Source organism: Streptomyces sp. NPDC002490 (assembly GCF_040296045.1).
In the GTDB taxonomy this organism is placed as follows: Bacteria; Actinomycetota; Actinomycetes; order Streptomycetales; family Streptomycetaceae; genus Streptomyces.
The window spans coordinates 16380-29082 of record NZ_JBEOWM010000013.1; the positions used below are offsets into that span (position 1 = coordinate 16380).

7 protein-coding genes and 1 pseudogene are annotated in these 12703 nt (G+C 73.8%); all 8 read right to left on the minus strand.

What is annotated here, in order from left to right:
- Positions 1 to 372 precede the first annotated feature (372 nt).
- Positions 373 to 840: pseudogene (locus ABT092_RS10810) on the minus strand (IS5 family transposase); the annotation flags it as partial.
- A gap of 55 nt (positions 841 to 895) precedes the next feature.
- The gene (locus ABT092_RS10815; RefSeq protein WP_351242139.1) at positions 896 to 1771 is read right to left on the minus strand and encodes an alpha/beta fold hydrolase; all 876 of its coding nucleotides are present in this window, start codon (positions 1769 to 1771) and stop codon (positions 896 to 898) included.
- Positions 1768 to 6444, minus strand: coding sequence for a non-ribosomal peptide synthetase (locus tag ABT092_RS10820; protein ID WP_351242141.1), 4677 nt, complete (start codon positions 6442 to 6444; stop codon positions 1768 to 1770). Before ABT092_RS10820 ends, ABT092_RS10815 begins: the two co-directional genes overlap by 4 nt.
- A gap of 84 nt (positions 6445 to 6528) precedes the next feature.
- Complete coding sequence (locus tag ABT092_RS10825; RefSeq protein ID WP_351242143.1) at positions 6529 to 6753, minus strand: MbtH family protein; 225 nt, start codon at positions 6751 to 6753, stop codon at positions 6529 to 6531.
- A gap of 61 nt (positions 6754 to 6814) precedes the next feature.
- Positions 6815 to 8536: an ABC transporter ATP-binding protein gene (locus ABT092_RS10830; RefSeq protein WP_351242145.1), complete on the minus strand. Its 1722-nt coding sequence runs from the start codon at positions 8534 to 8536 to the stop codon at positions 6815 to 6817.
- Complete coding sequence (locus ABT092_RS10835; RefSeq protein ID WP_351242147.1) at positions 8533 to 10344, minus strand: ABC transporter ATP-binding protein; 1812 nt, start codon at positions 10342 to 10344, stop codon at positions 8533 to 8535. Before ABT092_RS10835 ends, ABT092_RS10830 begins: the two co-directional genes overlap by 4 nt.
- Positions 10341 to 11576, minus strand: a complete 1236-nt coding sequence (locus ABT092_RS10840) for an MFS transporter (protein ID WP_351242149.1) — start codon at positions 11574 to 11576, stop codon at positions 10341 to 10343. The genes ABT092_RS10835 and ABT092_RS10840 overlap by 4 nt, the downstream gene beginning before the upstream one ends.
- A gap of 105 nt (positions 11577 to 11681) precedes the next feature.
- Positions 11682 to 12689 carry a TroA family protein gene (locus ABT092_RS10845; protein WP_351242151.1) on the minus strand — a complete coding sequence of 336 codons (1008 nt, stop codon included), beginning with the start codon at positions 12687 to 12689 and terminating at the stop codon, positions 11682 to 11684.
- Positions 12690 to 12703 lie beyond the last annotated feature (14 nt).

The window sequence follows — 12703 nt, forward strand, 5'->3', positions numbered from 1 at the left end:
CAGCGGCGACCGGGTGCCTCCCCGAACCGGGCCCTGCCCGTGGTTCCGCAACGGTTCCGGTCCGTCATCCGTGCCTCCAGCGGCCCCGGGCGAGCAACCCCGACGCCTCCCACGGCGGGCGGACCACCGGTCCTCCCGGGAGAGCCCGGGCACTCACCCGGGACAGAGGGTTCGCGCAGTACGTCCGGTGCTGGATCACCGAAGGCCGACGGGCCGGCCGGCGGTCCCCGGCGCCGTGGGACCGGGGCTCCGGAAGCGTCCGCGCACGCGGGACGGCGCACTTGCCGCACGCCCGTCTGCTCGCTGTTGTCACTGCGCGCTCGCGGCGGGTCGGACGACGATCTCGTTGACGTCCACCTGCGGGGAACCTCAGATCGCCCGGCTGGAATAGGCCTTGTCGCCTAGCCTAGGACCGGGCCGGTGTCGTGCGGGGGCGGCCGGTGTCGGCCCGGGGGATGCGGATTCCGTCGAGGACCAGGCCGAATGCGGTGGCGTCGTGGGTGTTACCGGGCGTGAGCACGATCGACAGGGGCAGTCCTCGGCCGTCGACGGCGAGGTGGACCTTGGTGGTCAGTCCACCTCGGGACCGGCCGAGGGTCTGGCGCGTCTGCGAGCGGCCCGGATCTTCCAGTTCGTCCCCGTCCGCGGCCCCTTCTTGCGGGTGCCGGCGGCGTGTTGGTGGGCCCGGTTGACCGTTGAGTCGACAGCGACGGTCCACTCCACCCGGCCCACCGCGTCCTCGCGAACCCGCACCTGCTCCAGCAGCCTGGCCCACGTGCCGTCCGCCTCCCAGCGGGCGAATCGCTCGTAGACGGTCTGCCACGGCCCGTACCGCTCGGGATTCGCTCCCACGCCGCTTCCGTCAACTCTCCTCGACCTGCCACAAGAACAATTGTCAGACAGACCCTGAGTGGCTCCCCCCTGCCTGGCGGTGTCCGCGCCGGGGTCGGTCGGGGGAGCGGTCGGTGAGGAAGCGCACCAGCAGGTCGTTCACTTCCTGGGGGCGCTCCAGGTAGCCGAAGTGTCCCGTTTCCGGGAGTACTTCGCAGTGGGCCTGCGGGATCGCCTCGGCGACTTCGACGCCGAGGTGCGGCGGAGAGAGCCGGTCGTCGGCGAAGGCGAGCACGAGGGTGGGAGCGGTGATCCGGCCCAGTTCGGAGACGTTGTGGGGGAAGTGGGTCAGGGCGGCCTCGAACTGGCGCCGTACTCCTGCCGATGGTGTCGGGGGAGCCATGCTCAGCATGGCGAGCCAGTCCTCGGCGGCGACCTCGTCGCGCAGGCTCGCGGGGGAGAGGTTGGCGAGTGCAGCCAGTGCCACCGACACCTCCGGGGGCAGGGCCAGGCCCTGCTGCTGGACCGCGATCTGGGCACGCGCGAAGGTGGTCAGCGCGGCGTCGGCTCGCGCTCTGGTCGCCAGCAGGGCGAGCCGGTCGACCAGCTCCGGTCGGGTCATCGCCAGCCGTTGGGCCATCCGGGCGCCGAGGGAAGTGCCGACCACGTGTGCGGTGCCGCCCGCGACCTGCTCGATGACGGCGGCGAGGTCCTCGGTGAGATCGGCGAGGGTGAAGCCCTCGGGGCACTCCGAGCTGCCGCCCACTCCCCGGTTGTCGAACGTGATCACCCGGAACCCGGCCGCCGTCAACGCCGGTACCTGGTACGGGCGCCACACCCTGCCCGGGGAGCCCGCGCCCATGACCAGGACGACCGGCTCACCACTGCCGGTCTCCTCGTAGGCAAGGGTGATTCCGCCCGCGTCGATGGTTCCGCTCATTCCTCAGTTCCTCTCTCCTGCTGCTGGGCGGCCCGGGCCAGCACGGCCAGGGCCCGCACCCAGTACCGGGCCAGCTCCTCGATGTCGGCGGTGGCCACGACCTCGGGGTCGTGGCGCCAGGCCGCCTCGAACTCCGGTCCGTCCGGGCCCGGATGCACTGCTGTGATGAGCTCCAGGGCGAAGGCCTGCCGGAGCTCGGGTTCGCTGTCCTCGGGGAACTCCCGGACCAGCGCCTCGTCGGCGACCGCGGTCCAGGGGCGCTTCCCCGCGCCGTCCGCGGCCGGCAGGCGGTCGATGCGGCCCAGATAGCTGAAGAGGACGTCCGGCCCGGCCTCGCCGGCCGCCGGGACCGGCGGGTGGTCGAAGCCGCCGTGCGGTACGGCGTCCAGCTCCTCGCGTACGGAGGACAGCAGTCGCAGTGCCTTCGACGCGTCGCGTTCGGCGTGCTCCAGGGTGGTGCGCCGCGCGGCGCGGTCGATCACCAGTGGATGGAGCACGTTGAACCAGCCGACGGTGCGGGAGGTGTCCACCGGTCCGCCGTCCTGCGCCTCGACATAGGGTTCGACCAACTCGTCGCGGCGGCCGTGGCCCTCCCTGACCAGAGCCAGACCGGCCTCGGTGCCGGTACGGCTGGAGTGGGCGGCCCGCCAGGTCGCTTCCGCGAGTGCCGTGGCGGCGAGCAGCGCCGCCTCGGGAGTTGCCGCCGGGTGGCGCAGCAGGGCCGCCGTCGAGTCCGGGTCCGCGCGGACCCGGTGGGAGCGCAGCGCACCCCGCGTGCCGGTGAGGGGCCAGGGTGCGGCCGGTGCGAGTCGGAGCGCCCCGGCCACCGCCTTCCGGACACCCTGCCAGTACGGCTCCTGCCGGGCCGGCTCCGGGCCCCGGGCACGGCGGGCCAGCCCCCGGGACCAGGCCGCCATGGAGGTGTGCTCGGGCGGAACGTCGATCACGACGGGCTCACCGTCGTCGCCGGCGGCGGCAGCCAGGTCCGCGAGGATGATCCGCCAGGAGACGAGGTCCGCGGCGGCGTGGTGGACGGCGAGGAACAGCAGGTCCCGCCCCGTGCGGTTCTCCCGCAGCAGCACGCCCGCCAGCATGGCGCCGCCGGCCGGGTCCAGCCGGTCCCAGGCGCGGCGGGCCGCGGCGAGCACCGCGGGAGGCGTCAGTTCCTCGTGGGCCTCTTCGGTGAGCATCGCCGGCGGCTCGCCGCCCGGCGCGGCACCCGGCGCGCGGTTCACCAACCGCAGGCGTCCGTCCGCCCCGGTGACCGTGCGCGCCGACAGCTGGGGATGCGCGCGACGCACCGCGTCGAGCAGCGCCTCGGCCCGGTCCAGGTCGAGTCCCGGTGGCAGGGTGATCAGCTGCGAGAGCGCGAAGCGGCGGTGGTCGCCCAGCCGGTGCAGCCAGTCCAGGACCGGGGTGGCCACCTCCTGGACGGCCTCCTCCCCGGTGGCCGCCCCGGGGGGCCGGGCCGGGGCAGGGGTGGCGTCGATCACCCGGGCGAGCTGGGTGATGGTGCGGTGCACCATCACCTGGCGCGGAGTGCAGGGCAGTCCCGCCCGACGCAGCTCGCCGACGAGGGAGATGGTGGCGATGCTGTCCAGGCCGTGGTGGAAGAGGTCCTCCTCGCAGCCGAGGTCCGAAGCCTCCAACAAGGCCCGCGCCACCCGGTGGACGGCATGCTCGGTGGCGGTGCGGGGCGGCCGGGCGGTGCCGTCGGCCGCCTGGTCACCGGTGGGCCTGGGCAGCGCCCTCAGGTCGGTCTTGCCGTTGACGGTCAGCGGGATGCGGTCCAGCACGGTGACCCGCGCGGGGATCAGGTAGGCCGGCACCCGCCCGGCCAGCTCGTCGCGGAGGGCCACCGGGTCCAGGGGGCGGCCCGTCTTTCCGAGCGTGCGGGCGGCGACCACGTAGGCGGCCAGGGCCCTTCCCTGTCCGCTCGCGAACGGGACGACGACGGCCTTGGCCACGTCCTCGCTCGCCTCCAGCGCGGCCACCACCTCGGCGAGTTCCACCCGGTAGCCGCGGATCTTCACCTGCTCGTCCGCGCGCCCCAGGAAGACCAGCCGGCCGGCCGCGTCGCGCCGTACCACGTCCCCGGTGCGGTACAGACGCTCCCCGGTCTCCGGATCGGGGACGAAGCGCTCGGCGGTCAGCCCGGGGCGGGACTCGTAGCAGCGCGCCACCTGGGACCCGCCCAGGTACAGCTCGCCCCGGGTGCCGAGCGGCACGGGCTGGAGGTCGGGCCCGAGGACCAGGGCGCGGGAGCCCGGGGCGGGCCTGCCGATGGCGGGCTCTTCCCCCGCCCGCACACGGGCGTTGACGGCCTCCACGGTGATCTCGGTGGGGCCGTAGAAGTTGTGGACGCGGGTGCCCCGCAGGTCGGCGAGCATGTCCCAGGTGGCGCGGGAGATCTCCTCCCCGCCCAGGGCCAGGATGCGCAGCGGGCAGTGGCCGTCCTCGATCAGCCCGGCCTCGGAGAGCCGGGCGAGCATCGACGGTGAGGTGTCCAGCATGTCCACTCCGCGCTCGCGGATGCCGCGGACCAGCCGTGCCGGGTCGTGCTGGTCCTCTTCGTCGAAGAGCTCCAGGGTGTGTCCGCTGAGCAGGGCCAACTGCGGCTGCCAGGCGGCGTCGAAGGCGAAGGACCAGGAGTGCCCGACCCGCAGCGGCTTCGAGGTCCCTGCGGTCACCGGACCGTAGATCTCGGCCCGGTGGGCGTGCAGCAGAGTGGCCAGCCCCCGGTGGGTGGCCACCACGCCCTTGGGTTCGCCGGTGGATCCCGAGGTGAAGACGACGTGGACGGCCCGGTCCGGGTGGGTGTCGCCGGCAAGCGGTGCGGCGAGGCCGGGAGCGTCGGCGTCACGGGGGGTGCCGGGGGCGCAGCGCGGGCCGGTCCACCAGTCCTGCTGCCCGGGCAGGGCGATCAGCAGCCGGGCGCGGGCGAGCCGCGCGATGGTGGTGTTGCGGTCGGTGGGGGCGGACAGGTCGAGCGGTACCAGCGTGCCGCCGGCCTTGAGCACGGCGAGGAGCGCGGCCAGGTAGTCCCGGGTGCGTGGCAGGGCGACCGCGACCCGGGTCTCCGGACCGACGCCGAGGGCGCGCAGTCGCCGGGCCAGGGCGTTGGACCAGCGGTCGAGCTCGCGGTACCGGACCTCGGACCGGCGGTCGCGGACGGCGACCCGGTCGGGGTGTCGGGCGGCGGCCCGCTCGAACTCCCGGTGCACCCCGTGGTCGGTCTCCCGCAGTGCCTCGGCTTCTGGTCGTCCGAGGGGCTCGGCGACGCGGGGGCCGTCGGCCAGGCGGGCCAGTTCGGCGCGCTCCCCCGGGAGGAGGACGTCCAGGTCCCGGTGGGTGCGGGAGGGGTCGGCGACGCCGGCGGCGATGTCCTGCACGACCTGGAGGAAGCGTTCGGCCAGCCGGCCCGGGTCGAGCCCCCCGAGGAGGGCGTCGATGTGGTCGACGTTGACGTAGAGCCGATCGTCCAGCAGGAACGGCACGACGGTCAGCGGGTAGTGCGTGTAACTGTCCATCGAGACCGGCGACATGCTCACCCCGCCGCCGAGCCGCAGGGTGTCGCGGGCAGCTCCCCTGGGCGTGTTGTGGAAGATCATCAGGGTGTCGAAGAGGTCGCCGCTGCCGTTCGCGCGCTGGATCTCGCTGAGCCCGGTGTAGCCGTGGGACCGTTGCCGGGCGGCGTCGCGCTGGATCCGTCGGCACAGCTCGATCAGCGGCTCGTCGCGGTCGAGGGTGACCCGGGCGGGGATGGTGTTGATGAACAGTCCGATGGCGGACTCGATCTGCGGTACCTCCTCGGGCCGGCCGGAGACGGTGACGCCGAACACGACGTCCTCACGCCCCGTCAGCCGGTTGAGGAGGACGGCCCAGGCGGCCTGGGCGACGGTGTTGACGGTGAGGTTGGCCGCGCGCACCCGGGACAGCAACGCCTCCAGGGGCGGCCCCTGGAGGGACCGCATGGTGAGGGTCGCCCGGTGGGGCTCGCCGTCCACCCGGGTGCGGGAGGCCACGACGGTCGGTTCGCCGACTCCGCTCAGGGCGCGCGCCCACTCGGCGAGCGACGCCGCGCCGTCCTGACGGCGCAGCCAGCCGATGTACTCCCGGTAGGCGGGGTGGGGCGTGACCGGTCCGGGGCCGTCCTCGGAGTAGGCGGTGGCGAGTTCGTTCCAGAAGACGGGTACCGACCACCCGTCGATCACGATGTGGTGGAAGACGCAGAGCAGCCGGTGGTGTGCGGGCCCGAGCCGGGCGAGGGTGACGCGCAGCGGCGGCCCGGCGGTGAGGTCGAACGGGGCCTCGCGTGCGACCTCGACGTGGGCGTCGAACTCCTCGGGCGTCATCCGGGCGACGTGCCAGGGCACGTCGACGGTGGCGGGCACGAGCTGTACCGGGTGGGGCAGGTCCTTGTCCCGGAAGCTGGCCATCAGCTGGGGGTGGCGGGTGAGCACGGTGCGCAGCGCGCGGTGCAGCCGCTCGGTGTCCAGCGGGCCGCGGAAGTCGGTCAGGACGGCGATGGCGTAGCCGTCGGCCTCGGGCCCTGCCGCCGGCCCGGCGTCGTGGGGGTGGTCGTGGTGGAGGCGGTTGAGTGCGTACAGCCCGTGCTGGAGCGGGCCGAGTGCAAGGATCTCGGCTATGTCGTGCCTGCCGGTGAAGGACACCGCGGGTTCCTCGTCGTTCGCTGGGGCGGTGGGTCGTGGTCTTCGGACGGGAGGGGGCGGCGGGTTCCGCCCCCTCCCGGCGTGTCAGCCCGTGTGGTCGGCGGCCATCGCCTCCCGCAGGCTGCGGGGGCGCATGTCGGTCCAGGCGTTCTCGATGAACTCCAGGACCTCCTGGCGGGTGGCCTCGCCGTGGACGGACCGCCAGCCCGGGGGGATCTCGCGGAAGGCGGGCCACAGGGCGTACTGGTCCTCGTCGTTGACCACCGCGTGGAAGCGGCCGTTGTCGTCGTCGAAGGGGTTGGTGCTCATGGGGTGACTCCGTTCTCGGTTGGGGTGGGAGTGGGGAGGGGCCGGCTGGACGGGGGCAGGCTCATCCGGCGCCGGTGAGACGCCAGGCGGCGGCTCGACGGCGGTGGTCGACGAAGCGGCTGTAGACGCCGCCGAGCCGCAGTAGTTCCTCGGGGGAACCGGACTCGGCGACGCGGCCCCCGTCCAGCACCAGAATCCGGTCGGCGCCCTCGACGGTCTCCAGCCGGTGGGCGACCACCAGCACCGTGCGGTCGGCGGCGAGCCGGGCGACGGCCTGCTGGACCAGCCGCTCGTTCACGGCGTCGAGCGAGGAGGTGACCTCGTCCAGCAGCACGATCGGGGCGTCCTTGAGCAGGGCACGGGCGATCGAGACCCGCTGCCGCTCGCCTCCGGAGAGGGTGGCCCCGCCCTCTCCGACGCGGGTGCCGAGGCCGTCCGGCAACCGGGCGGCGATCTCGTCGACGCGGGCCAGCCGGACCACCCGGTCCAGCTCCTCGGGGCCCGCGCCGGGCCGGGCACGCCGGATGTTCTCGGCGATGGACTCCTCGAAGAGGTACGGGTGCTGGGAGACCAGGGCGATCCGGCTCAGCAACTGCTCCGTGCCCAACTCGCGTACGTCCCGGCCGCCGACGAGCACGGCGCCGCCGTCCGGGTCGTGGAAGCGGGCGATCAGGGAGAGCACGGTGGACTTCCCGGCCCCCGAGGGCCCGACCAGCGCGGTCAGCGTGCCGGGCTCGGCGCGGAAGGACAGCTCGTGCAGGACCTGACGGTCTTGGGTGTAGCCGAAGCTCACCTCACGGAACTCCACGGACGGCGGCCCGCAGGCAGCGGGCCGCCGGGGCTCCGGCAGCGGCGGGGTGTCCAGTACCTCGCGGAAGCGCCGCAGCCCCACGGCGGCGATGCGCAGGCCGCCGGCGACCTCGGCCACGGCCGTCAGCGGCTCCACGAAACGCACGGCCAGCACCATCACGGCGATCAGCACCGCGATGTCTCCGCCGCCGAGGGCGAGCACGACGGTGAGGGCCAGCACCGCGGTGAGTACCGTCTGCAGGGCCAGGAAGAGCGGCGCGGTGGCAGCGGAGTTGCCCAGGACCATGCTCCGGGCACCCGCGTCCTGGTCGGTGAGGGCCCGCTCCAGGGGAGCACCGCCGCCACCGTAGGCCCGTAGCACCGGCTGCTGCCGTGCGTACTCCAGGACCCGCTCGGAGGCGCGGTTGGTGCCGGCCTCCCAGGTGTCTTCGACGCGCTCGATGACCCGGAGGTAGAGGCGGTAGGCGAGCAGCGGCAGCGGGGCGCCGAGCAGGAGGGCGAGCCCCATCTGCCATTGCACGGCCAGGGTGACGACGACGATCGTCGCCGGGGTGGCCACCGCCGCCACCACCGGGGCCACCAGGTGGGCGGGGGCGGTGGCCACGTCGACGGCGGTCTTGGTGACCAGCCGGTTGACGGTCGCCGCGCGTCCTTCGGCGAACCATCCCAGCGGGATGCGGGTCAGCGCTTCGCCCAGCCGGGCGTGGAGCAGCCGCAGCAGGGCGCTGGAGAGCTCACCGGCATGGCGGTGGTTGCGCAGCATCACCGTGTGGTGGACCAGCACCAGGCCGGCCAGGACCGCGGCCCAGGTCCACACCGCGTCCCAGTCGTCGGTGAACAGTGCACCGAGCAGCGGGATGAGGGTGCAGCCGGCAAGCCCCTGGAGGACGGCGGCCGCGCTGACGCGGATCAGCAGGGCCCGCAGCTGGCGGCGGCCCGCCGGGTCGAGCAGGGCGAACAGGGAGCGGATCATCGGTTCGACAGCTCGCTTTCGGTGGTGTCGTCGGGCCGCTGGGGCTCTGGGCCGCCCTGGTGGGCGGCCCACAGGGCCGAGTAGCGGGTGCCGTTCGCCAGCAGCTCCTCGTGGGTGCCCTGTTCGACGATGCGGCCGCCGTCGAGCACCGCGATGGTGTCGGCCCCGCGCACCGTGTGCAGCCGGTGGGCGATCACCAGGAGCGTCCGGCCCGCGCTGAGCGCACTGAGCGCCTGCTGGATGGCCGCCTCGCTGTCGGGGTCCACCGCCGAGGTGGCCTCGTCGAGGACGAGCAGCGGCCGGTCGGCGAGGACGGCACGGGCGATGGCGATGCGCTGGCACTCGCCGCCGGAGAGGACGGCGTCGTCGCCGATGACGGAGTCCAGGCCCCGGGGGAGGCGTTCGATCACCTCGGTGAGCCGTGCCGCGGAGGCCGCGCGCCGGACCTCGGTGTCGTCGGCGTCGGGGCGGGCCAGCCGGATGTTGTCCCGGACGGAGACGCCGAGCGGCGTGGTGTCCTGGAAGACGAAGCCGATGTGGGCGTAGAGGTCCTCGAAGGAGAGTGCGCGCAGGTCGGTGCCGCCCAGGGTGATCCGTCCCGCGGACGGGTCGTGGAAGCGGGCGGCCAGCTTGGCGAGCGTCGACTTGCCCGACCCGGAGGCGCCGACGAGGGCGGTCACGGTTCCGGGGCGGAGCGTCAGGTCGATGCCGCGCAGGGCGGCGTGGTCGCCGTAGTCGAAGTCCACGGACTCCAGGCGCAGGGCGGCGCCGGCGTCCGGTGCGGTCGCGGGCTCGGCCGGTGCGGGGAGCACGGGCTCGGCGAGGACCTCGCGGACCCGGGCGGCTGCGCCCCGGGCCGCGAGCAGGGCGTGGTAGTTGAAGCCGACGGCGAGCACCGGCGCGGGTATCGCCAGCCCCAGGACGACGAAGGGCAGCAGCTCCAACGGGCCGCCGAGGTACCCGGAGTGCACCAGGGCTCCCCCGGCGAGCACCGTGGTGAGCAGCAGGGTCATCGGCGAGAGGGACAGTTCCATGAAGGTCGCCCCGGCGGAACTGGAGCGCATCCAGTCCCGGTGGCGGTCGTCGAAGTCCTCGGCGGCCTCCCGGTAGGCGTCGTGGGCCCGACCGAGCGTGCCGAACGTCTTGACCTCGGTGATGCCGTCGGTGAACTGCACGGCGACGGATCCGAGGCGGGCCTGCGAACCCGCGTACTCGACGAGCTTCTCCGTGGTGCCCCGGGTGGCGATCTTGAGGCCGAGCATGCCGGCCGCCACCGGGACCAGGGTGATGAGGGTCATCAGCGGGTCGGACAACAGCAGGTAGCCGACGAGCACGGCCGGCACCACCAGCGCCGTGGTCAGCTCGGTGACCGAGTGCGCGACCAGGTGGTGCAGGGCGCCGACGTCGTCCTGGACGGCCTTCTTCACCAGGCCGGAGTTGCGCTGGGTGAACCAGCCCAGCGGAAGGCGGCCCAGATGGCCGACGACCCTGCGGCGGAGCAGGGACCCCAGTCGCACGTCGGCCAGGTGGGAGAGGGTGGAGGCGCACAGCAGCAGCACCAGCCGCAGGGCCAGCGCGGCGGCGGCGACGGCGACGGCGGTCCATGCCCCGCCCTCGTCGACGGGGTCCCCGGTGAGGCCGGGCAGCAGGATTCGGGCGAGTTCCACCAGGCAGACCAGGGGCACCACCGAGGCCACGGCGGCCACCGCCGAGCACAGCGCGGTGAGGACGAGCCGGCCCCGGACGGGGCGCAGCAGGGCACCCAGGGTGGCGGGTGCGGGCGTCGGGTCGGGGGGCGGCACGCTCACCGGGCGGCTCCGTCTCGTTGGACCGGGCCCGGGTGGGCGCCGGTGTCGTGCGGCCCGCGGAAGGCCGTGGTGATCAGGACCAGGGCCAGCGCCGAGGTGAGGGCGGTGGCGGCGGGCAGCCAACCGGCGTCGGCGTGGGCGACGATCACGCCGCCCAGGGCGCCGCCGGCGGCGATGCCGAGGTACCCGAAGCTGGTGTTCAGGGCGAGGGCCTGCGCGGTGAGGTCCCCCGCCACCTCGTGCAACCGGGTCTGCACGGCGGGCGCGCTGAGGTAGGCGGTGACGCCCCACAGGGCGATCAGCGCGAGCACCACGGCAGGCGGTACGGGGCGCAGCAGCCAGAGCGTCCCGAGGGCGAGCATCAGCACGGTGAAGACGCCCATGCCCCAGCTGATGGTGCGGTCGGGGCCGAGCCGGTCGGTGGCGTAGCCGCCCAGGAAGACCCCGACGGTGCCCGCCACTCCCAGGACGGCGAAGGCGAGGGCGCGCACGCCGTCCGGCTCGGTCAGCACTCCTTCCAGGAAGGGAACCAGGTAGGTGAGCAGCATGACGGAGCCCATGATGGCCAGGCCGCCGCCGGTCAGGGCCAGGAGGACGGGGCGGGCGGCGAGTGCCCGCAGTTGCCGGCGGACGGGCAGGGGCGGCTTGGGCGCGGTGGCGGGCAGCGATACGGCCACCAGCACCAGGCACACCGCGCCCAGGGCCGCCATCGCCCCGAAGGTGGCCTGCCAGCCCCAGGCGGTGCCGATCCAGCTTCCGAGCGGGACGCCGAAGGCGAGGGAGCCGGTGACCCCGACGGCGAGCGCGGACAGGTAGCGCCCGCGCCGGGCCTCGGGGGCGAGTTCGACGGTGACGGCGAAGACCAGCGGAGTGGCGGCGGCTGCTGCCAGGGCGGCGGCGACCCGCAGCGCGGCCATCGCGGCGTAGTGGTCGACGGCCGTCGCGGCGAGGTTGGCGAGGGTGAACACGGCGAGGGCCGCGAGCACCACGGTCCTGCGCGCGGTGGAGGCCAGCAGCAGACCGGCCACCGGAGTGACGACCGCGATGGTGAGGGAGAAGACCGTCACCAGTTGGCCGGCGGTCGCCTCGGAGACGGAGAGGCCGGCCGCGACCTCGGGCAGGATGCCCGCGATCACGTGGTCGTCCGTGTAGAAGGTGAATATGGTCAGGAAGAGCACGGGGAGCCACAGCGGTATCGCTGCGCTCTTCCTCTTCGTCGTGTCGGTGGCCATCGCCGGCTGATCGTCTCCTCGGCCTGTCGTCTCGGCTGGTGGCGCGGTGCCCCCCGTGGCCACGGGGGGCACCGCGTGTCCGCTGCGGCGCAGCGGCTCTCGGAGTCAGGCCTTGGTGGCTTCCAGGTAGGCGGCCCAGATGTCCTGGATGTTGTCGGCCGAGCTGAGCTTGCCCTTGCCGGAGGCAAGCGCGTGCAGGTCGTGGGCGGACGCGTAGAAGGCGAAGCCGGACATGCCGAACCACACGTCGGCGTCCGGGGTGACGACCTTTCCGGTGGCCTTGAAGGCCGGGTTCTTGGTCAGCGCGTCCGGGGTGTAGAAGTCGCCGCGCGGGATGACGATGAGCTCGGCGTCCTGCTCCGGCAGGTACTCCTCCGACAGCGGAACCGAGTAGCCCTTCACCTTCTTCTGCTGGAAGGCGGGGCGGGTGAAGCCGGCCTCCGCGATCAGAGTGGAGATGGGCACGTGCGGCGGCATGGTGAAGTTGTTGGCCCCGAAGGAGTTGCCCAGCAGGGAGAGGGTGCGCTCGCCCTTCACCGCGTCGGCGGCGGTGCCCAGCACGGTCTCGGCCGCGGCGATCTGGCGCTTGCCGACCTCCTCCGCTCCGAAGAAGCCGGCGGTCCGTCGCACGATCTCGCGCCACTCGCCCTCGATGGGCAGGACGACGGTGGGGGCCAGTCGGCTGAGGCTCTTGTAGTTCTGCCCGGTGGCCCCGGCCGCGCCGGTACCGACCAGCAGGTCGGGCGCGTCCTCCGTGAGCGCTTCCAGTTCGGGCGTCTTGCCGACCTCGATCTTGCGCAGTTCCACGCCGTTGGCGGTGAGGATCTCCTGGGCGCGCGGTTGCGCGCTGGCCAGGTAGACCGCGTCGGGCTTGATGCCGAAGGAGAGCAGGGTCAGTCCGGCGACCTCGTCGAGGGCGATGACGGCCTTCGGCTTGGTGGGCACCTTCACGGTGCCGAGGTCGTGGGAGACCTCGCGAAGGGCCGGGGCGCTCTGGCTCTCGGTGGCCTTGGCCGCCTTGGCGGGCGCGGGGTCGGCGTCACCGCTGCCGCAGGCGGTCAGCAGGATCGGGAGGGCCAGCGCAGCTGCGGCGAAGGCTCGGCGGGTTCTCATTCTGGGGTTTCTTC

What these genes read in the sequence shown, in the direction of transcription:
- ABT092_RS10825 (WP_351242143.1), bottom strand. Translation starts at nt 6,753, where the DNA reads ATGAGCACCAACCCCTTCGACGACGACAACGGCCGCTTCCACGCGGTG.
- ABT092_RS10815 (WP_351242139.1), bottom strand. Translation starts at nt 1,771, where the DNA reads ATGAGCGGAACCATCGACGCGGGCGGAATCACCCTTGCCTACGAGGAG.
- ABT092_RS10840 (WP_351242149.1), bottom strand. Translation starts at nt 11,576, where the DNA reads ATGGCCACCGACACGACGAAGAGGAAGAGCGCAGCGATACCGCTGTGG.
- ABT092_RS10845 (WP_351242151.1), bottom strand. Translation starts at nt 12,689, where the DNA reads ATGAGAACCCGCCGAGCCTTCGCCGCAGCTGCGCTGGCCCTCCCGATC.
- ABT092_RS10830 (WP_351242145.1), bottom strand. Translation starts at nt 8,536, where the DNA reads ATGATCCGCTCCCTGTTCGCCCTGCTCGACCCGGCGGGCCGCCGCCAG.